Source organism: Pseudomonas sp. NPDC087342 (assembly GCF_044744265.1).
Lineage (GTDB): Bacteria > Pseudomonadota > Gammaproteobacteria > Pseudomonadales > Pseudomonadaceae > Aquipseudomonas > Aquipseudomonas nunensis.
The window spans coordinates 43,097-61,631 of sequence record NZ_JBIUXZ010000030.1 but is presented as its reverse complement, the minus strand read 5'-3'; the positions used below and the strand labels follow the sequence as shown (position 1 = coordinate 61,631).

Annotated in this window: 15 protein-coding genes and 1 pseudogene; 5 read left to right on the top strand and 11 right to left on the bottom strand. The window is 59.9% G+C overall.

Features of this window, described 5'->3' with window-relative positions:
* Positions 1–7: 7 nt before the first annotated feature.
* On the bottom strand, positions 8–955 hold the full coding sequence (locus ACIOYV_RS30505) for an alpha/beta hydrolase (protein ID WP_401329806.1): 948 nt from the start codon (positions 953–955) through the stop codon (positions 8–10).
* Between the two features lie 96 nt (positions 956–1,051).
* Here ACIOYV_RS30505 and ACIOYV_RS30500 point away from each other — a divergent pair, with 96 nt between their 5' ends.
* Together ACIOYV_RS30500 and ACIOYV_RS30495 are read left to right on the top strand one after the other, a co-directional pair.
* The gene (locus tag ACIOYV_RS30500; RefSeq protein ID WP_054044547.1) at positions 1,052–1,630 is read left to right on the top strand and encodes a DUF6436 domain-containing protein; all 579 of its coding nucleotides are present in this window, start codon (positions 1,052–1,054) and stop codon (positions 1,628–1,630) included.
* Between the two features lie 103 nt (positions 1,631–1,733).
* Positions 1,734–4,145: a penicillin acylase family protein gene (locus ACIOYV_RS30495; RefSeq protein ID WP_401329803.1), complete on the top strand. Its 2,412-nt coding sequence runs from the start codon at positions 1,734–1,736 to the stop codon at positions 4,143–4,145.
* A gap of 111 nt (positions 4,146–4,256) precedes the next feature.
* Here ACIOYV_RS30495 and ACIOYV_RS30490 read toward each other — a convergent pair whose 3' ends face one another.
* The gene (locus tag ACIOYV_RS30490; protein ID WP_401329800.1) at positions 4,257–5,162 is read right to left on the bottom strand and encodes an AraC family transcriptional regulator; all 906 of its coding nucleotides are present in this window, start codon (positions 5,160–5,162) and stop codon (positions 4,257–4,259) included.
* Between the two features lie 110 nt (positions 5,163–5,272).
* Between ACIOYV_RS30490 and ACIOYV_RS30485 the strand changes: the two genes are divergently transcribed.
* On the top strand, positions 5,273–5,614 hold the full coding sequence (locus ACIOYV_RS30485; RefSeq protein ID WP_123404035.1) for a carboxymuconolactone decarboxylase family protein: 342 nt from the start codon (positions 5,273–5,275) through the stop codon (positions 5,612–5,614).
* Positions 5,615–5,742: 128 nt separating this feature from the next.
* On the opposite strand, the gene ACIOYV_RS30480 is transcribed toward ACIOYV_RS30485, so the two are convergent.
* Positions 5,743–6,708 carry a GlxA family transcriptional regulator gene (locus tag ACIOYV_RS30480; RefSeq protein WP_401329797.1) on the bottom strand — a complete coding sequence of 322 codons (966 nt, stop codon included), beginning with the start codon at positions 6,706–6,708 and terminating at the stop codon, positions 5,743–5,745.
* Between the two features lie 379 nt (positions 6,709–7,087).
* On the opposite strand from ACIOYV_RS30480, the gene ACIOYV_RS30475 reads away from it, so the two are divergent.
* Complete coding sequence (locus ACIOYV_RS30475) at positions 7,088–7,729, top strand: HD domain-containing protein (RefSeq protein WP_054616980.1); 642 nt, start codon at positions 7,088–7,090, stop codon at positions 7,727–7,729.
* A gap of 138 nt (positions 7,730–7,867) precedes the next feature.
* On the opposite strand, the gene ACIOYV_RS30470 is transcribed toward ACIOYV_RS30475, so the two are convergent.
* From ACIOYV_RS30470 to ACIOYV_RS30435, 8 genes and pseudogenes are all read right to left on the bottom strand, one after another.
* The gene (locus tag ACIOYV_RS30470) at positions 7,868–8,761 is read right to left on the bottom strand and encodes an ABC transporter permease subunit (protein WP_163910811.1); all 894 of its coding nucleotides are present in this window, start codon (positions 8,759–8,761) and stop codon (positions 7,868–7,870) included.
* Positions 8,758–9,639 (bottom strand): ABC transporter permease subunit, encoded by an 882-nt coding sequence (locus ACIOYV_RS30465; RefSeq protein WP_177331485.1) that lies wholly within the window; start codon positions 9,637–9,639, stop codon positions 8,758–8,760. The genes ACIOYV_RS30470 and ACIOYV_RS30465 overlap by 4 nt, the downstream gene beginning before the upstream one ends.
* Positions 9,640–9,674: 35 nt before the next feature.
* Positions 9,675–10,817, bottom strand: a complete 1,143-nt coding sequence (locus ACIOYV_RS30460; protein WP_054044563.1) for an ABC transporter ATP-binding protein — start codon at positions 10,815–10,817, stop codon at positions 9,675–9,677.
* 74 nt (positions 10,818–10,891) lie between these two features.
* Entirely contained in the window at positions 10,892–11,989 is a 1,098-nt protein-coding gene (locus ACIOYV_RS30455) for a polyamine ABC transporter substrate-binding protein (RefSeq protein WP_163910808.1), read from the bottom strand.
* 244 nt (positions 11,990–12,233) lie between these two features.
* Positions 12,234–13,328, bottom strand: coding sequence for a polyamine ABC transporter substrate-binding protein (locus ACIOYV_RS30450; RefSeq protein ID WP_054044566.1), 1,095 nt, complete (start codon positions 13,326–13,328; stop codon positions 12,234–12,236).
* A gap of 184 nt (positions 13,329–13,512) precedes the next feature.
* The gene (locus tag ACIOYV_RS30445) at positions 13,513–14,877 is read right to left on the bottom strand and encodes an aspartate aminotransferase family protein (protein WP_163910805.1); all 1,365 of its coding nucleotides are present in this window, start codon (positions 14,875–14,877) and stop codon (positions 13,513–13,515) included.
* Positions 14,878–14,935: 58 nt separating this feature from the next.
* Positions 14,936–16,294, bottom strand: a complete 1,359-nt coding sequence (locus tag ACIOYV_RS30440; protein ID WP_054616981.1) for a glutamine synthetase family protein — start codon at positions 16,292–16,294, stop codon at positions 14,936–14,938.
* Between the two features lie 99 nt (positions 16,295–16,393).
* Positions 16,394–16,711: pseudogene (locus ACIOYV_RS30435) on the bottom strand (gamma-glutamyl-gamma-aminobutyrate hydrolase family protein); the annotation flags it as partial.
* A 278-nt stretch (positions 16,712–16,989) separates the two neighbouring features.
* Here ACIOYV_RS30435 and ACIOYV_RS30430 point away from each other — a divergent pair.
* Positions 16,990–18,366 carry a glutamine synthetase family protein gene (locus ACIOYV_RS30430; protein WP_401329790.1) on the top strand — a complete coding sequence of 459 codons (1,377 nt, stop codon included), beginning with the start codon at positions 16,990–16,992 and terminating at the stop codon, positions 18,364–18,366.
* The last annotated feature ends 169 nt before the right edge of the window (positions 18,367–18,535 follow it).

The window sequence follows — 18,535 nt, the reverse complement described above, 5'->3', positions numbered from 1 at the left end:
ATGTTCGCTACAGATTCCGGCCCTTGATCCGCTTCGTCAAAAACCCGAAATACTCCTCCCGCAACGCCTCAGTCTCATTCGCCAAATGATGCCGCGCCTCAGGCAGCATCAACACCTGGGGCCGATCAAACTTGGTCTTCAGCACCTCAAGGTTGTGCTCCCAATCCACCGTCATGTCCGCCTGCCCCTGCACGATCAGTGGCCGTCGCGGACTGTGCGCCGCCGCTTCGATGCGCTTGATCCAGCGCCCCAACGCACCCACCCAAGCGGTCGGCAAGCGCAGCGGCTGCAACGGATCGGCCTGCAGAAACGGCAAAAACGCCGGGTCATTGGAATTCTCGCTGAAGCGCCGGGCGATGCCTTTGACGAAAGGCCTGAGCAGGTAATAACTCAACTGCGACCAACCCCAGGCGCGGGGTCGAACCAGCGGCGACAACAAAATGATCTGCCCTTGAGCCGGGCTGCTCGCCCCTTGGTTGAGCACATGATCAACCACGATCGCCCCGCCGGTGCTCTGCCCGCACAAGTGCCACGGCTGCGGCAACGCCAGGGACTGCGCCTCGGCGAACAAGCCTTGCAGGGTGTCCTGATACTCGGCGAAATCCTTGATGCTCGCGCGTTCGCCGCTGGACAGCCCATGCCCCGGCAAGTCGCAGGCGATCACGGCAAAATCCTGATCCAGCGCCCACTCGATCACATGCCGATACAGCCCGGTGTGATCGTAGAAACCGTGAAACAGAAACAGCGTCGCCTTCGCCCGTTCCGGCCACCAGACCTGGCTGACCACCTCATAATCATCGACCTGAAAACGCCCCAGACCATGGCGCAGCGTGCGGCCGGGGAAATCCAGTCGATAAAAAGCTTGATAGGCCAGGCCCTCCATCGATAACGGCTGCCACTCGGCCAATGGCCGCAGGCTGGCGCGCAAATGATCGGGGTCGAAAGTGGCAGGCATGGTTATTCCAGAACGCGAAACAGACTTTATGGGCCTGCGATATTCATCTGTCGCGGCAAGCATGGCAAGCTGGGCGACCTTCGAGGATTGAAACCCATGCGTCCGGCCTACCGCACCACTCTACTTGCCAGCCTGCTCGCCCTCGTGTGCGCCGGCGTGCTGTGGGCGGCTTACGACTGGTTTCAGGGGCGTTACCTGCGGGCGTTCAGCGAACACACGGCGGTGTTTTCCGGCGATCCGCTGCGCCTGCCCGACGACCTCGCCGGCCCCGGCGCCATCCGCCTCGTGCATTTCTGGGACCCGGCCTGCCCGTGCAACGTCGGCAATCAACAGCACCTCACCGAACTGGTCGAGCACTACGTGCCGCAAGGCGTCGAGTTTTATGCGGTACAAAAACCCGGCAGCCACGGCCAGTTGCCGAGCACCTTGAGCAACCTGAAAACCATCACCGTGCTGCCCGGCTCCGAGCAGATCCCCGCCAGCCCGGCGGTGGCGATCTGGGACCGCGCCGGCAAGCTGGCGTATTTCGGTCCGTACAGCGAAGGCCTGACCTGCAATTCGAGCAACAGCTTTATCGAACCGATCCTGCAAGCGCTGAACGAAGGCCGCGCGGTCAGCGCGACTCATACGCTGGCGGTGGGTTGCTACTGCCCGTGGCCGGTGGAAGTGCAGTAAGGCATTCCGGACTATTCGAGGACGGCAGTGCCCGGCACAGGAGGTCTGTGCTACATGTTTGCAGCCCGCACGGGCGGCAATCGAAGAAGAACAAGGAGTCACCATGAAACGCGTCCTGACCGTACTTGCCTTGCTGATCGTCGTGCTCGCCATCGGGGTTGGCGGGTATGTCTACAGCAAGCAGCCGACGCGCCAGGGCCAGGTGGAGCTGCAACACCTGCAAGGTTCGGTGACCGTGCGCTACGACGAGCGCGGCGTGCCGCATATCCGTGCCGACAACGAAACCGATCTCTATCGCGCCCTCGGCTACGTGCACGCCCAGGACCGTTTGTTCCAGATGGAAGCCATGCGCCGCCTCGCCCGTGGCGAACTGGCGGAAGTCCTCGGGCCGAAACTGCTGGACACCGACAAATTGTTCCGCAGCCTGCGCATCCGCGAACGCGCCGAGAGTTATGTGGCCTCGCTGGATCGCCAGTCACCGGCGTGGAAGGCCCTGCAAGCCTATCTGGACGGGATCAACCAATATCAGGACACCCACGCCGCGCCCATCGAGTTCGACGTGCTGGGCATCCACAAGCGCACCTTCACCGCCGAAGACAGCATCAGCGTCGCCGGTTACATGGCCTACAGTTTTGCCGCGGCGTTTCGCACCGAACCCTTGATGACCTATGTGCGCGATCAGCTCGGCCCCGGCTACCTGAACATCTTCGACCTCGACTGGCAGCCCAAAGGCGTACTCGCCAAGACCCACGCCAAGCCCGGCCCGGCCCTCGCCGCCAGCGACTGGAAAGACCTGAACGCCCTCGCCCGCCTCAGTGAACAAGCCCTGGCCGACAATGGCCTGCCGCAGTTCGAAGGCAGCAACGCCTGGGTCATCTCCGGCAACCACAGCAAAAGCGGCAAGCCGCTGCTGGCCGGTGACCCGCACATTCGCTTCTCGGTGCCGTCGGTGTGGTACGAGGCGCAACTGTCGGCGCCGGGTTTCGAGTTGTACGGTCATCACCAAGCGCTGGTGCCGTTTGCCTTTCTCGGGCACAACCTGGATTTCGGCTGGAGCCTGACCATGTTCCAGAACGACGACCTGGACCTGATCGCCGAGAAGGTCAACCCGGACAACCCGAACCAAGTCTGGTATCGAGGCAAGTGGGTGGACATGCTCAACACCGAGCAGCAGATCGCCGTGAAGGGCCAGCCGCCGGTCACGCTGATCCTGCGCCAGTCGCCTCACGGCCCGATCATCAACGATGCGCTCGGCACGGCGGCGGGCAAGACGCCGGTCGCCATGTGGTGGGCGTTCCTCGAAACGCCGAATCCGATTCTCGAAGGTTTCTATCAGCTCAACCGCGCCGACACCCTGGCCAAGGCCCGCGCCGCAGCGGCCAAGGTGCAGGCGCCGGGGCTGAACATCGTGTATGCCAACGCCAAGGGTGATATCGGCTGGTGGGCCTCGGCCCTGCTGCCCAAGCGTCCGGCCGGGGTGAAGCCCGGTTTCATCCTCGACGGCAGCAGCAATCAGGCAGACAAGGAAGGCTTCTACCCGTTTAGCGCCAACCCCCAAGAAGAAAACCCGGCGCGAGGCTATATCGTCTCGGCCAACTTCCAGCCGGTTTCGCCGACTGGCATGGAAATCCCTGGTTACTACAACCTCGCCGATCGCGGTCAGCAGCTCAATCGCCAGCTCAGCGACAAGAACGTGAAGTGGGACAACGACGCCAACCAGAAGCTGCAACTAGGCACCACCACCGCCTACGGCCCGCGCTTGCTGGCGCCGTTGCTGCCGGTATTACGTGAAGTGGTGAGCGATCCGGCGGAACGCAAATTGGTCGAGCAACTGGCGCAATGGCAGGGCGACTACCCGCTCAGTTCCATCAATGCCACGGTGTTCAACCAGTTCCTGTTCAACCTGACCGACGCGACGATGCGCGATGAACTGGGCAATGATTTCTTTGAAACCTTGCTCTCGACCCGGGTGATCGACGCCGCGCTACCGCGCCTGGCCGCCAGCGCCGATTCGCCGTGGTGGGACAACCGCAACACCCCGGCCAAGGAAACTCGCGCCGACACGGTCAAGGTCGCGTGGCAGGCGAGCATCGCGCATCTGAAAACCACCATGGGCGCCGATTTCACCCAGTGGCAGTGGGGCAAGGTGCACACATTGACCCACGGTCATCCGCTGGGGATGCAGAAGCCGTTGGACCGGATTTTCAACGTCGGTCCATTCGACGCGCCCGGCACCCACGAAGTGCCGAACAACCTCTCGGCCAGGATCGGCCCGGCGCCGTGGCCAGTGACATATGGCCCGTCGACCCGGCGCCTGATCGACTTCGCCGACCCGGCCCACAGCCTGACCATCAACCCGGTCGGCCAGAGTGGCGTGCCGTTCGACAGTCACTATGACGATCAGGCAGAGGCGTATATCGAAGGGACGTACGTGCAGGCGCATTTCAGTGATGAAGAAGTGACGGCGAATACGCGGAGTACGTTGAAGCTGTTGCCGGCGCGGGCTGCGCAGTAGGTATTTGTTGGTTGGGCGGACGCCTTCGCGGGCAAGCCTCGCTCCTACAGGATTGCGTGATCCGTAGGAGCGAGGCTTGCCCGCGAAGAGGCCCTCCCAAACACCACACCTCTAAATCCCCCGCCGCACCCTCCCCGGCGCTTCCCCATAAATCTCCTTGAATTTCTTGCTGAACGCCGCTTGTGACTGATACCCCACCTGCAACGCAATATCGCTCAAGCCCAAATGCGACTGGCTCAACAAACTGAATGCCAGCTCCATCCGCACCTGCGTCAACAACACCCACGGCGATACGCCGGCCACTTTCACAAAGGCGCGCATGAACGTCGCCCGGGACATGCTCGCCGTTTCGGCCAGGCTTTCGATGGTCCACTCATGCGCCGGATCCGCCAGCATCGCCTGCCAGGCGCGGCCCAGGCGTTTATCGCCGAGCAATGCCAGGGTTCCGCTGGCCAGCCCCAACGTGGCCAGGTGCGCGCGCAGCATCAGGGTGAACAACGCCTGGGACAACGCGTCGAGCAAGAACTTCGCCCCGGCCTGATTGCCTTCCGCCTCACCGCGCAACACCGCGACCAACGCCGGCAACGGTCCATCGGCGGGCAATGCGCCGCTGGGAATCACCAGATAATCAGGCAACGAAGCAAACAGCAGTGAGGCGCGGTTGTAGTGAAAGGTCCCGCAGAGCATGTCCAGATCCGCGCTGGCACCGCCGATGCGATGCACCGGCAACGCACCACCACGGATGATTTTCTGCGCAGTCGGCGCGACGGTTTTTCCGGGACTGTGGATCACGTGGGGCGTGCCTCCGGGCAGCAGCAGAATGTCGCCGGCACGCATGGGCAGGCGCTGGCCGTCAGGGAATTCCACACGGCAGTCGCCAGCCAGGACGATGTGATAAGGCGCCATCCCCAACGCCTGTTGCTCGTGGGCCAGCGCCCAGTCGCCCTGGAACTGGCAGCGCAGATCCAGGCTGCCGCGAACGTTGGCCAAGGTGATGAGTTTATCGATCGGATTCATTTGAGCGTATCGAGGAAATGACTGAGCGGATCGGACAAACCCGAACCGCGCCAAAGGACAAAACTGAGCGTGTCGAAACAGTACACCCAACCCGCTCAGGAGTTAATGCAATGTTCAATAACTGGTCCGAACTGCTGCCCACCATCCAGAAAGCCTTTGGCGCACTGGGCAAGAGCAACCCGAAAATGGTCAAGGCCTACATGGCCCTCGGCGAAGCCGCTGCGGAAAACGAGGTGCTGGATGCCAAGACCCGCGAACTGATTTCCATCGCGGTGGCGATCACCACCCGTTGCGATGGTTGTATCGCGGCGCACACCGACGCTGCGATCAAGGCCGGCGCCAGCCGCGAAGAAGTGGCCGCAACATTGGCCACGGCGATTTCGCTGAATGCCGGCGCGGCGTACATCTACTCGCTGCGCACGCTGGAGGCGTATGACAGTCTGAAAAACTGAAATGCAAAACCTGTGGGAGCGAGCCTGCTCGCGAAGGCGGCCTATCAATCAACTTTTATGTCGACTGATAAACCGCTTTCGCGAGCAGGCTCGCTCCCACAATGTGCATGTCTTAACTTATTGCTTTCTCAAACCATCGCCGCAAAGTTCAGCCTGAACTGCTGCGGCGTCACTCCCAGCCGGCGGTTGAACACGCTGCGCATATGCTGGGCATCGCGAAACCCGCACTGATACGCCACCGTTTTCAGCGGCGACCGCGTGCTTTCCAGCAGCACCCGCGCCGCATCCACCCGCGCCCGCTCGACAAACTCCGCCGGGGTGACTTTGGCTTCCTTGGCGAACACCCGGGAAAAGTTGCGCGCGCTCATGTTGGCGGCGTTGGCCAGGTCGGCGAGGGTCAAGTCGCCGGTGAGGTTGGCGAGCACGTAGAGCTGCACCAGCGCTACCGCCGAGGTCGGTTCGGCGTGGGGCGTGAGGAACGGGCTGAACTGCGATTGCCCGCCCGAACGCTGAGTGAACACCACCAAACGCTTGGCGACACTGAGCGCGACTTCCGGGCCGTAATCGCGCCCCAGCAAATACAGCGACAAATCGATTCCTGCCGTCACCCCGGCCGAGGTGTAGAGCTCGCCGTCTTGCACGTACAAACGATCCGCCTCGACCTGCGTCGACGGACACAACGCCGCCAACGCCGTCGCATCGCCCCAATGGGTGGTGACGGTCCGGCCATCGAGCAATCCGGCCCGGGCCAGCATGAACGCGCCGTTGCAGATCGAACCAAAGCGCTGCGCCCGCGCGCAGGCATCCCGTAGCCAGGCATCGAACGTCGGGCCGAAATTCAGGAACGGCAACTGCGGTCCGCCGGCCACCAGCAGCAAGTCATAAGCCTCCAGTGCTTCGCTGAAATGCAGGTGAGCATTCAGCGACAGACCGTTGGAACACGGCATCACCCCACGCTCGATGCCGATCACCTCTAGCCGGTAATGATCTTGCGGCGCGAGGAAGCGATTGGCTTCGGAAAACACATCCATGGGACCGGTGACGTCCAGGGACTGCACACCGGAAAACACCACGATGGCGACGGTTTTTTGCATGGCTCGAAACGCCCTCAATGGCAGTGGCATGAATGGCAGCCGATCCCTTGTAGCAGCTGTCGAGCGGAGCGAGGCAGCGTTCGGCGGCGAAGCCGTCGTGAGATCAGACTATGCGGTGTTTCAGGTAGACCGCGTACACAGGGTTTACGACGACTTCGTCGCCGAACGCTGCCTCGCTCCGCTCGACAGCTGCTACAGGGCTGCGATCTTTTCAGGAATCACCTCCAACCCTAGCCAATCCGGGCCCAACAAGCGAGGTTGGCGCGATATGTATGCTCATTGGCCGGGATCGCAGCCATGGATCGATTGTCCGGTTTCGGGTGCGGGAACAGACTTTACCCATCAGCGCCGCCACGGCGTTCCCCACGAGGAAATCACCATGAGCAGCATCATTGCCGGTATCAAAATCCCCGACAGCGCGTTGGCCAAGGCCACCACCGAATACATCCGCGACGTCGAATCCGACCTGCTGTTTCACCACTCACGCCGGGTGTTCCTGTTTGGCGCGTTGAGCGGTGAACGCAAGCAACTGGCCTACAACCCGGAATTGCTCTACGTCGGCGCGATGTTCCACGACCTGGGTCTGGTCGAAGGTCAGCGCAGCGACAACGAGCGTTTTGAAGTCGACAGTGCCAACGCTGCAAAAGCGTTTCTCAAGCCTTACGGGTTGAGCGACGACGATATCGAACAAGTGTGGTTGTCGATTGCTTTGCACACCACGCCGGGCGTGCCGCAACACCTGCGGCCGAATGTGGCGCTGGTTACCGCTGGCGTTGAGATGGATGTGCTGGGCATCGATTACGCGGCGTTCCCGACTGCGCAGCGCGAAGCCGTGGTGCATGCCCACCCGCGTGGCGAAGGGTTCAAGGAATGCATCCTGTGTGCGTTCGCCAATGGCTTCAAGCACAAGCCGGACACCACGTTCGGCACGGTGAATGCCGATGTGCTGGTGGACAGCGAGCCAGGGTTCAAGCCGATGAACTTCGTCGAGATCATCCGCAAATCCCCCTGGATTGCCTAAAACAACTGTGGGAGCGAGCTTGCTCGCGATGAGGACTTAACATTCAACGTAAGTGTTGAATGACAGTCCGCTATCGCGAGCAAGCTCGCTCCCACAGGGGATTTGGGTTGGCCACGTGTTTGTGGCCAACCCGACACTTCAAGCCGCTTCCGGCGCCTGTTGCGCCCGGCGCACGTCCGGTTGCTTCCAGGAGTCGGCAGCGCTTTCTTCGATGGCTTGCTGAATCGCACGCTTGCGGCTTTCTTCGGCGCGCCGGCTGAAGAACCAGACCAGGAAGGTCACGATCGACACCGCCAGCAGAATTAGACTGGCCACCGCATTGATCTCAGGCTTCACACCCAGGCGCACCGCCGAGAACACTTCCATCGGCAGGGTCGTCGAACCCGGGCCGGATACGAAGCTCGCCAATACCAAGTCATCCAGCGACAACGCGAAGGACATCATCCCGCCCGCCGCCAGCGATGGCGCGATCATTGGAATGGTGATCAGGAAGAACACCTTCCACGGCCGCGCGCCAAGGTCCATGGCTGCTTCTTCGATGGACAGGTCCAGCTCACGCAAGCGCGCCGAGACCACCACCGCCACATACGCCGCACAGAACGTGGTGTGGGCGATCCAGATAGTGACGATGCCACGCTCCTGGGGCCAACCGATCATCTGCGCCATCGCCACGAACAGCAGCAGCAGCGACAGACCGGTGATCACTTCGGGCATTACCAGCGGCGCGGTGACGAGACCACCGAACAGCGTGCGGCCCTTGAAGCGAGTAATCCGGGTCAGCACGAACGCCGCCAAGGTCCCCAGCGCTACCGCCGCAATCGCGGTGTAGCAGGCGATTTCCAGCGAACGCACCACCGAGCCCATCAGTTGGGTGTTGTCGAGCAGGCCGACGTACCACTTGATCGACCAGCCGCCCCACACCGTTACCAGTTTCGAGGCGTTGAACGAGTAGATCACCAGGATCAGCATCGGCGCGTAGATGAACAGCAGACCCAGCACCAGCATCAGGCTAGAGAAACGGAAGTTCTTCATTCTTTGCCCTCCATTTCCTTGGCCTGACTGCGGTTGAACAGGATGATCGGCACAATCAGGATCGCCAGCATCACCACCGCCAGGGCAGACGCCACCGGCCAGTCACGGTTGTTGAAGAACTCTTGCCACAGCACTTTACCGATCATCAGGGTTTCCGGACCGCCGAGCAGTTCCGGGATCACGAACTCGCCCACCACCGGAATGAACACCAGCATGCAGCCGGCGACGATGCCGTTCTTGGACAGCGGAATAGTGATCTTCCAGAAGCTGTTGAAGGTGCTCGAGCCCAGGTCGGACGCGGCTTCCAGCAGGCTGTTGTCGTGCTTCACCAGGTTGGCGTAGAGCGGCAGGATCATGAACGGCAGATAGGAGTAAACAACACCAATATAGACCGCGAGGTTGGTGTTGAGGATCTGCAGCGGTTCGTCGATCCAGCCCATGGTCATCAGGAAACCGTTGAGCAGGCCGTTGTTGCTGAGGATGCCCATCCACGCGTAAACGCGGATCAGGATCGCGGTCCAGGTCGGCATCATGATCAACAGCACCAGCACCGTTTGCAGCTCTTTACGGGCGCTGGCGATGGCGTAGGCCATCGGGTAGCCGATCAGCAGGCAAAGCACGGTGCTGATCAGCGCCATCTTCAGCGAGCCGAGGTAGGCGGCGATGTACAACTCGTCGTCGCCGAGCATCGCGTAGTTGCCCAGGTTCAGCAGCACCTGGAGCTTCTGGTCGATGAAACTGTAGATCTCGGTGTACGGCGGGATAGCCACGTCGGCTTCGGCGAAGCTGATCTTCAAGACGATGAAGAACGGCAGCATGAAGAACATGAACAGCCAGATGAACGGAACCCCGATGACCAGTTGGCGGCCACCGGGAATTATTCGATTGAGGCGGCGTTTGAATTTGCGCATGTTCATGAGCGAAGTACCACGCCGCTGTCGTCTTCCCACCATACATAGACCTGATCGCCCCAGGTCGGACGCTGGCCACGGCGCTCGGCGTTGGCGACGAAGGACTGCACCAGTTTGCCGCTCGGCAATTCGACGTAGAACACCGAATGCCCGCCGAGGTAGGCGATGTCGTGCACCTTGCCGCTGGACCAGTTGTATTCGCAGGTCGGCATTTCGGCGGTGACCAGCAGTTTTTCCGGACGGATCGCGTAGGTAACGGACTTGTCCTGCACCGAGGTGCTGATGCCGTGGCCGACGTAGATCTGCCGGTCGAGGTCTTTGCAGGTGATGGTCGCGTGGCCTTCGGCGTCGTCGATCACTTCACCTTCGAAGATGTTGACGTTGCCAATGAATTCGCAGACCAGGCGGCTGGTCGGGGTTTCGTAGATGTCGATCGGGCTGCCGATCTGGGCGATCCAGCCCAGGTGCATGATCGCGATGCGCTCGGCCATGGTCATGGCCTCTTCCTGGTCGTGGGTCACCATGACGCAGGTTACGCCGACACGCTCGATGATCTCGACCAGCTCCAGCTGCATTTGCGAACGCAGTTTTTTATCCAGTGCACCCATCGGTTCGTCTAGCAGCAACAGCTTCGGGCGCTTGGCCAGCGAACGCGCCAGGGCCACACGCTGACGCTGACCACCGGACAACTGGTGCGGCTTGCGCTTGGCGTACTGGCTCATCTGCACCAGCTTGAGCATTTCGGTCACGCGGGCATCGACTTCCGAGGCCGGGATCTTGTCCTGCTTGAGGCCGAAGGCGATGTTCTGCGCCACGGTCATGTGCGGGAACAGGGCGTAGGACTGGAACATCATGTTGATCGGTCGCTCGTACGGCGGCATCTCGGTGATGTCGACGCCGTCGAGGTAAATGCGCCCCTCCGTGGGCCGTTCGAAACCTGCCAGCATCCGCAGCAAGGTGGATTTGCCCGATCCCGAACCGCCGAGCAGGGCGAAGATCTCGCCCTTCTTGATTTCCAGGGACACATCGTCCACGGCAATCGTCTCGTCGAACTTCTTCGTGACCCGGTCGATTTTGACCAACACCTGTTTCGGTGATTGGTCGCCCTCGAGGGCTTTCTTATAGGCGCCGGAGGCAACTGCCATTTACGAAACTCCCAGAAAAAAAGAGTGCAGTTCGCTCAAGGTGAGCCAACCTTGGATAGTTTGAGCCTTTGAAGCTATTTACCCGACTTGACCTTGGTCCAGCTGCGGGTCATCAAACGTTGAATATTCGGTGGTAACTCGACCGACACATAGGTCTTGTCGAGGACGGCTTGCGGTGGATAAACCGAGGCGTCGGTGCGGATGGACTGTTCCATCAATTTGTCCGAGCCGGGGTTCGGGTTCGCATAACCAACGGAATCACTGACCTGTGCAATCACCTCGGGTTTGAGCAGGTAGTTGATAAAGGCGTGGGCTTCCTTGACGTTGGCCGCATCCTTGGGGATCGCCAGCATGTCGAACCAGAGCGCGCCGCCCTCTTTCGGAATCGTGTAGGCAATGTTCATTCCTTTGCCCGCTTCAGCGGCGCGGGCCTTGGCCTGGAACATATCGCCAGAGAAGCCGATCGCGATGCAGATGTCGCCGTTGGCCAGGTCCGCGATGTATTTGGACGAGTGGAAGTACGTCACGTAAGGCCGCACCGCGAGCAACTTGGCTTCGGCCTTTTTGTAGTCTTCGGGGTTGGTGCTGTTGGCATTCAGGCCCATGTAGTTGAGGACCGTTGGCATCATTTCATCGGCGGAATCGAGGAACGCTACGCCGCAGCTGTGCAGCTTCTTGATGTTCTCCGGCTCGAATACCGCAGCCCAGGAATCAATCTTGTCGACGCCAAGCACTTCCTTGATCTTGTCGACGTTGTAGCCGATGCCGTTAGTGCCCCACAGATACGGCACGGCGTACTGGTTGCCCGGATCGTTCTGTTCCAGGCGCTTGAGCAGCACCGGGTCGAGGTTGGCGTAGTTAGTCAGCAACTTGCGGTCGAGCTTCTGGAACGCGCCGGCCTTGATCTGCTTGCCAAGGAAGTGGTTGGACGGCACGACCACGTCATACCCCGTACGCCCCGCCAGCAACTTGCCTTCCAGGGTTTCGTTGGAGTCGAACACGTCGTACACCGGCTTGATGCCGGTTTCTTTCTGGAAGTCGGCCAGGGTGGTCGAACCGATGTAGTCCGACCAGTTATAAATATGCACAGTGGGGGCCGCCTGGACGCTGACAGCAAGTGTCAGCCCCGCGCCGACCAGCATGGCATTGCGCAACAAAGAAAAAATAGGCAAGTGGAGGTCCTCTAAAATTAGTTGGGCCCAAGTTGCCCCGCGTGACATGACAGCCGTAGCTGCCTGGCAACAAAACCGGCGCGCAACTTACCCTCGATAAACCATTCCAGCAAAACTTTTATGCAGATACCTGTAGCAGCTGCCGAAGGCTGCGTTAAGGTCCGGAGGACCTTCCCGCGTTTTCAAGAGCACAACTGCTTCGCAGTTGAACGCAGCCTGCGGCAGCTGCTACAGGGTTTACTACTTACTTACCGGATTTGATCTTGGTCCAGCTGCGAGTCAGGTCACGCTGGGTGGCCGCCGGCAAATCGGCGATCGCATACAACTTGGCCTGCACATCGGCCGTCGGGTAGATGCCCGGGTCCGAGGTGATGTCCTTGCTCACGAACTGGGTCGCTTCGGCGTTACCGTTAGGGAAACGCACGGCGTTGGTGATGTCGGCCATCACTTTCGGCTGCAACAGGTAGTTCATGAACTTGTAGGCACCGTCGACGTTTTCCGCATCTTTCGGAATCGCGACCATGTCGTAGAAGCTGCCAGCGCCTTCTTTCGGAATGGCGTAGCTGACTTTGACCTTGTCACCGGCTTCGGCAGCGCGGGACTTGGCTTGTTGCACGTCACCCGAGTAGCCAACCGCTACGCAGATGTTGCCGTTGGCCAGGTCGGAGATGTACTTGGACGAGTGGAAGTAGGTCACAGAAGGACGAATCTTGAGGAACAGTTCCTCGGCTTTCTTGATGTCGTCTTTCTTCTGGCTGTCGGTTGGCAGGCCCAGGTAATGCAGCGCTACCGGAATCATTTCGGTCGGCGAATCGAGGAAGCTCACACCGCAGCCCTTGAGCTTGGCGATGTTTTCAGGCTTGAACAGGGTGTCCCAGGAATCGATGGTGTCGACGCCCAACGCGGCTTTGACTTTCTCCGGGTTGTAGCCGATGCCGATCGAGCCCCACATGTAAGGGAAGGCATGTTTGTTGTCCGGGTCGCTGACGGAAACCGCTTTAAGCAGCGATTTGTTCAGGTTGCCGTAGTTGGACAGCTTGGACTTGTCCAGCTCCTGGTAAACACCGGCCTTGATCTGCTTGGCGAGGAAGTTGTTCGACGGCACGACCACGTCGTAGCCGGACTTGCCTGCCAGCAACTTGGCTTCCAGGGTTTCGTTGCTGTCGAAAACGTCGTACACCACCTTGATCCCGGACTCTTTCTCGAAGTTCGCGATGGTGTCCGGTGCAATGTAGTCGGACCAGTTGTACACGTGCAGCACCTTGTCATCGGCCTGTACTGCACCCGCCATCACGCCCATCAGGGACATGGCGAGGAGGGTCTTGCCAGCTATCTTCATACCTAATGCCTTCATGTGGGTAATGCTCCAATTTTTCTTTTTAACCACGAGCTCAGCGGCCTGTTACTGGGCATCCGAACAACCGGTAGTCTGGCAAGTTCCGAGGCAGGCTTTCAAGGAAAGACCCCTCCTTTATTTGCACTGGGCGAAGTGTCGACCGCACACCTCGCCCAGAGCCTAGCACTTAGCCCTGCAACGCACTCAGGGTCAGGTCCAGGCACTTGCGTGCCTTGGTCACCAACTCATCGATTTCCGCCGGTGTAATCACCAGTGGCGGGGAAATGATCATGGTGTCGCCCACGGCACGCATGATCAGGCCGTTGTCGAAGCAGAAGGTGCGGCAAATCATGCCGACGCCCTTGCCTTCGTAACGTTTGCGAGTGGCCTTGTCCTGGACCAGTTCGATGGCCCCCAACATGCCTACACCGCGCACTTCCCCCACCAACGGGTGATCGCTCAGTTCCCGTAGACGCTTTTGCAAATAGGGTGCCGTTTCGGCATGGACGCGCTCGATAATTTTTTCTTCGCGCAGGATGCGGATGTTTTCCAGCGCCACCGCAGCCGCCACCGGGTGCCCGGAATAGGTGAAGCCGTGGTTGAAATCGCCACCCTCGTTGAGCACCGCCACCACGTCGTCACGCACGATCAGCCCACCCATCGGGATGTAGCCGGACGTCAGGCCTTTGGCGATGGTCATCATGTCGGGCTTGAGGTCGTAGTGATCGCTACCGAACCACTCACCGGTACGGCCGAAACCGCAGATCACTTCGTCCGCCACGAACAGGATGTCGTACTTGGCGAGGATTTCCTTGATGCGCGGCCAGTAGCTGTCGGGCGGCACGATCACGCCACCGGCACCCTGGATCGGCTCGGCAATAAAAGCACCGACGTTGTCCACGCCGACTTCCAGAATCTTCTCTTCCAGCTGATTGGCGGCCCAGATACCGAACTCTTCCGGGCTCATGTCGCCGCCTTCACCGAACCAGTACGGCTGGGCGATGTGGACGATGCCCGGGATCGGCAAGTCGCCTTGTTCGTGCATATAAGTCATGCCGCCCAGGCTCGCGCCGGCCACGGTGGAACCGTGATAACCGTTCTTGCGGCTGATGATGACTTTCTTGTTCGGCTGGCCCTTGATCGCCCAGTAGTGGCGGACCATACGCAGCATGGTGTCGTTGCCTTCGGAGCCGGAACCGGTGAAGAACACATGGTTCATGCCTTCAGGCGCGATGTCGGAAATGGCTTTGGCCAGTTCCAATACCGGTGGGTGAGCGGTCTGGAAGAACAGGTTGTAATAAGGCAGTTCGCGCATCTGTTTGGCGGCGGCGTCAGCCAGTTCATCACGACCGTAACCGATCGCTACGCACCACAGGCCAGCCATGCCGTCGAGGATCTTGTTGCCTTCGCTGTCCCAGAGGTAAACGCCCTTGGCGCTGGTGATGATGCGCGGGCCTTTCTCTTTAAGCTGTTTGAAGTCGCTGAACGGGGCCAGGTGGTGATCGCTGCTCAGGGCTTGCCATTCACGGGTTTGCGGGTTGTTGCTGGTCATGCGAATTCTCCTAAGATTCCAGTAGAGGGCGCCGCCAAGTGCAGCGGCGCCCGGCGTATCAGACGGCGAAGAGCAGGAATTCCCGCTCCCACGAACTGATCACGCGCTTGAAGTTTTCATGCTCGGCCCGCTTGACCGCGACGTAGCCAGTGATGAATTTCTTGCCCAGGTATTTCTCGATGGTCGCGCTGTTTTCCATGCGATCCAGCGCGTCTTCGATGGTCAGTGGCAGGCGCAGGTTGCGGCGTTCATAGCCACGACCTACCACCGGCGCACTCGGGTTCAAGCCTTCGACCATGCCGATGTAGCCGCAGAGCAGGCTCGCGGCAATCGCAAGGTACGGGTTGGCGTCGGCGCCCGGCAGGCGGTTTTCCACCCGACGGTTTTGCGGCCCGGCATCCGGTACGCGCAGGCCCACGGTGCGGTTCTCTTCGCCCCACTCCACGTTCACTGGCGCCGAGGTATCCGGCAGGAAGCGGCGGAACGAGTTGACGTTCGGTGCGAACAGCGGCAGCAATTCGGGAATGAGTTTCTGCAGGCCACCGATGTGGTGCAGGAACAACTGGCTCATGGTCCCGTCTTCATTAGAGAAGACGTTCTTGCCGGTCTCGAGGTCGATGATGCTCTGGTGGATATGCATCGCACTGCCCGGCTCGCCGGTCATGGGCTTGGCCATGAAGGTCGCCGCCACGTCGTGCTTGAGCGCGGCTTCGCGCATGGTGCGTTTGAACACCAGGATCTGGTCGGCCAGGGACAGGGCATCGCCGTGACGGAAGTTGATTTCCATCTGCGCCGTGCCGTCCTCGTGGATCAGCGTGTCGAGGTCCAGCTCCTGCAACTCGCACCAGTCGTAGACGTCTTCGAACAACGGGTCGAATTCGTTCGCCGCTTCAATCGAGAACGACTGGCGACCGGTTTCCGGGCGACCGGAACGGCCAATCGGCGGTTGCAGCGGGAAGTCCGGGTCTTCGCAGCGCTTGGTCAGGTAAAACTCCATTTCCGGCGCCACGATCGGCTGCCAGCCCTTGTCGGCATAGAGTTTCAGGACCTTCTTGAGCACGTTGCGCGGCGACAGCTCGATCGGGTTGCCTTGCTTGTCGTAGGTGTCGTGGATCACCTGGGCGGTCGGCTCGATGGACCAAGGCACCAGGAACACCGCGTTCGAGTCCGGACGGCAGATCATGTCGATGTCGGCCGGGTCGAGCAGTTCGTAATAGATGTCGTCTTCGACATAGTCGCCGGTCACGGTCTGCAACAGAACGCTCTCGGGCAGGCGCATGCCTTTTTCGGCGATGAACTTGTTGGTCGGCGAAATCTTGCCCCGGGTGATCCCGGTCAAGTCGGCGATCATGCATTCGACTTCTGTGATCTTGTGGTCTTTCAACCAATCGGTGAGCTGGTCGAGGTTGTTACTCATAAATGCCTCTGGGCTGAGTTTCCTGACTCTGATAAGTCAGGCGTTGTTTGACGCGTCGGCGTCGCGTGTTACAGATTGCCATTGCAAGGGCCGCGCACAAACACTCGCCGCGACCATGCCGTGGGTCAGGGAGAGCGTAGTCGGGCGTGCAGAATCATGAGCAGGGCCTGACGCATTGGTCGGGCCGCTGAAGTGAAACGGTTCTATATTGGGAGTAAGGTCAGTAAAGAGAATGTCGTGCAGACCGTCCAGAATATCGGACGGGGACAGCGAGGCCACCGGGGAAGGAAGAGTCGACGGCACGCCTTTGGCAATATGAGCCTTGGCGTGAACGCAACGATCGCCACTGATGTGATAAGCATGCAGACCGTTCTGCCCAGAGCAGACGGCGACGCCGATTAACGGCAGGCGAGACATGAAGCACCCCGGTATTATTGCTGTTATGGGTTTGAATCGAGCTTAGCCTTGTTCATTTTTTTACACAACACCCCCGTAAAAAATACAACACGGCCCGCTTAAACTCGCGGGCGCCAAAGTGCTCAAAGGCATAAAAACGCCCCAAAGTGCCTCAAAAAAGCCTCGCGAGCGCTTTTTTAGGGCAAAAAAGGCCTCGCTTGACTTCGGCATGCCGTTCGGGTTGACTGGAATCCGAAGAGATCAATGATTGATATTTTTAACAACAAAGGTGTTGCATCATGTCGGTACCCCCGCGTGCCGTTCAGCTTAACGAAGCGAACGCGTTCCTTAAGGAACATCCTGAGGTTCTGAACTTTGACCTTCTGATTGCGGATATGAATGGAGTGGTGCGCGGCAAGCGCATTGAACGCACCAGTCTCCACAAGGTTTACGAGAAAGGCATCAACCTGCCGGCCTCTCTATTTGCTCTGGATATCAATGGCTCGACGGTGGAAAGCACCGGCCTGGGCCTGGACATCGGCGATGCTGACCGAATCTGCTATCCAATCCCCGACACCCTCTGCAATGAGCCTTGGCAGAAGCGCCCTACCGCGCAACTGTTAATGACCATGCACGAACTCGAAGGTGAACCTTTCTTCGCGGATCCCCGTGAAGTGCTGCGTCAAGTTGTTACCAAGTTTGACGAGATGGGCCTGACCATCTGCGCCGCATTCGAACTTGAGTTCTACCTGATCGACCAGGAGAACGTGAACGGCCGCCCACAACCGCCACGCTCGCCGATCTCCGGCAAACGTCCGCATTCGACACAGGTCTACCTGATCGACGATCTCGACGAATACGTCGACTGCCTCCAGGACATTCTGGAAGGTGCGAAAGAGCAAGGCATCCCGGCCGACGCCATCGTCAAGGAAAGTGCCCCGGCGCAGTTCGAAGTGAACCTGCACCACGTGGCCGACCCGATCAAGGCTTGCGACTACGCAGTACTGCTCAAGCGCCTGATCAAGAACATCGCCTACGACCATGAAATGGACACCACCTTCATGGCCAAGCCTTACCCAGGCCAGGCGGGTAACGGGCTGCATGTCCACATTTCGATTCTCGACCGCGACGGCAAGAATATTTTTGCCAGCGAGGATCCCGAGCAGAACGCCGCACTGCGTCACGCGATCGGCGGTGTGCTCGAGACCCTGCCGGCGCAGATGGCTTTCCTCTGCCCGAACGTCAACTCGTACCGTCGTTTCGGCGCACAGTTCTACGTGCCGAACTCGCCGTGCTGGGGCCTGGACAACCGTACCGTGGCGATTCGCGTCCCGACCGGTTCCTCCGATGCCGTGCGTATCGAGCATCGTGTAGCCGGTGCCGACGCCAACCCGTACCTGCTGATGGCTTCGGTCCTGGCAGGCGTGCATCACGGCCTGACCAACAAGATCGAGCCGGGCGCGCCCGTAGAAGGCAACTCCTACGAGCAGAACGAGCAAAGCCTGCCGAACAACCTGCGCGATGCATTGCGTGAGCTGGACGACAGCGAAGTCATGGCCAAGTACATCGATCCGAAATACATCGATATCTTCGTGGCCTGCAAGGAGAGTGAGCTGGAAGAGTTCGAACACTCCATCTCCGACCTTGAGTACAACTGGTATCTGCATACCGTTTAAGCGGTTGCGGTAAAAAGAAACGCCGCAGGCCTCACAGCTTGCGGCGTTTTTTTATGGCCGCCTGCGGCGGTTCGCGGGCAAGCCTCGCTCCTACGGGTTGTGCGCGATTTTCAAATTGGCGCACAACCCGTAGGAGCGAGGCTTGCCCGCGAAGGCGTCCGACAAGACA

Bases quoted from the DNA above. Each gene is read 5' to 3' on its own strand.
- ACIOYV_RS30490 (WP_401329800.1), bottom strand. From the start codon at position 5,162: ATGAATCCGATCGATAAACTCATCACCTTGGCCAACGTTCGCGGCAGC.
- ACIOYV_RS30470 (WP_163910811.1), bottom strand. From the start codon at position 8,761: ATGAAGAACTTCCGTTTCTCTAGCCTGATGCTGGTGCTGGGTCTGCTG.
- ACIOYV_RS30475 (WP_054616980.1), top strand. From the start codon at position 7,088: ATGAGCAGCATCATTGCCGGTATCAAAATCCCCGACAGCGCGTTGGCC.
- ACIOYV_RS30480 (WP_401329797.1), bottom strand. From the start codon at position 6,708: ATGCAAAAAACCGTCGCCATCGTGGTGTTTTCCGGTGTGCAGTCCCTG.
- ACIOYV_RS30505 (WP_401329806.1), bottom strand. From the start codon at position 955: ATGCCTGCCACTTTCGACCCCGATCATTTGCGCGCCAGCCTGCGGCCA.
- ACIOYV_RS30450 (WP_054044566.1), bottom strand. From the start codon at position 13,328: ATGAAGATAGCTGGCAAGACCCTCCTCGCCATGTCCCTGATGGGCGTG.
- ACIOYV_RS30495 (WP_401329803.1), top strand. From the start codon at position 1,734: ATGAAACGCGTCCTGACCGTACTTGCCTTGCTGATCGTCGTGCTCGCC.
- ACIOYV_RS30500 (WP_054044547.1), top strand. From the start codon at position 1,052: ATGCGTCCGGCCTACCGCACCACTCTACTTGCCAGCCTGCTCGCCCTC.
- ACIOYV_RS30445 (WP_163910805.1), bottom strand. From the start codon at position 14,877: ATGACCAGCAACAACCCGCAAACCCGTGAATGGCAAGCCCTGAGCAGC.
- ACIOYV_RS30460 (WP_054044563.1), bottom strand. From the start codon at position 10,817: ATGGCAGTTGCCTCCGGCGCCTATAAGAAAGCCCTCGAGGGCGACCAA.
- ACIOYV_RS30440 (WP_054616981.1), bottom strand. From the start codon at position 16,294: ATGAGTAACAACCTCGACCAGCTCACCGATTGGTTGAAAGACCACAAG.
- ACIOYV_RS30485 (WP_123404035.1), top strand. From the start codon at position 5,273: ATGTTCAATAACTGGTCCGAACTGCTGCCCACCATCCAGAAAGCCTTT.
- ACIOYV_RS30430 (WP_401329790.1), top strand. From the start codon at position 16,990: ATGTCGGTACCCCCGCGTGCCGTTCAGCTTAACGAAGCGAACGCGTTC.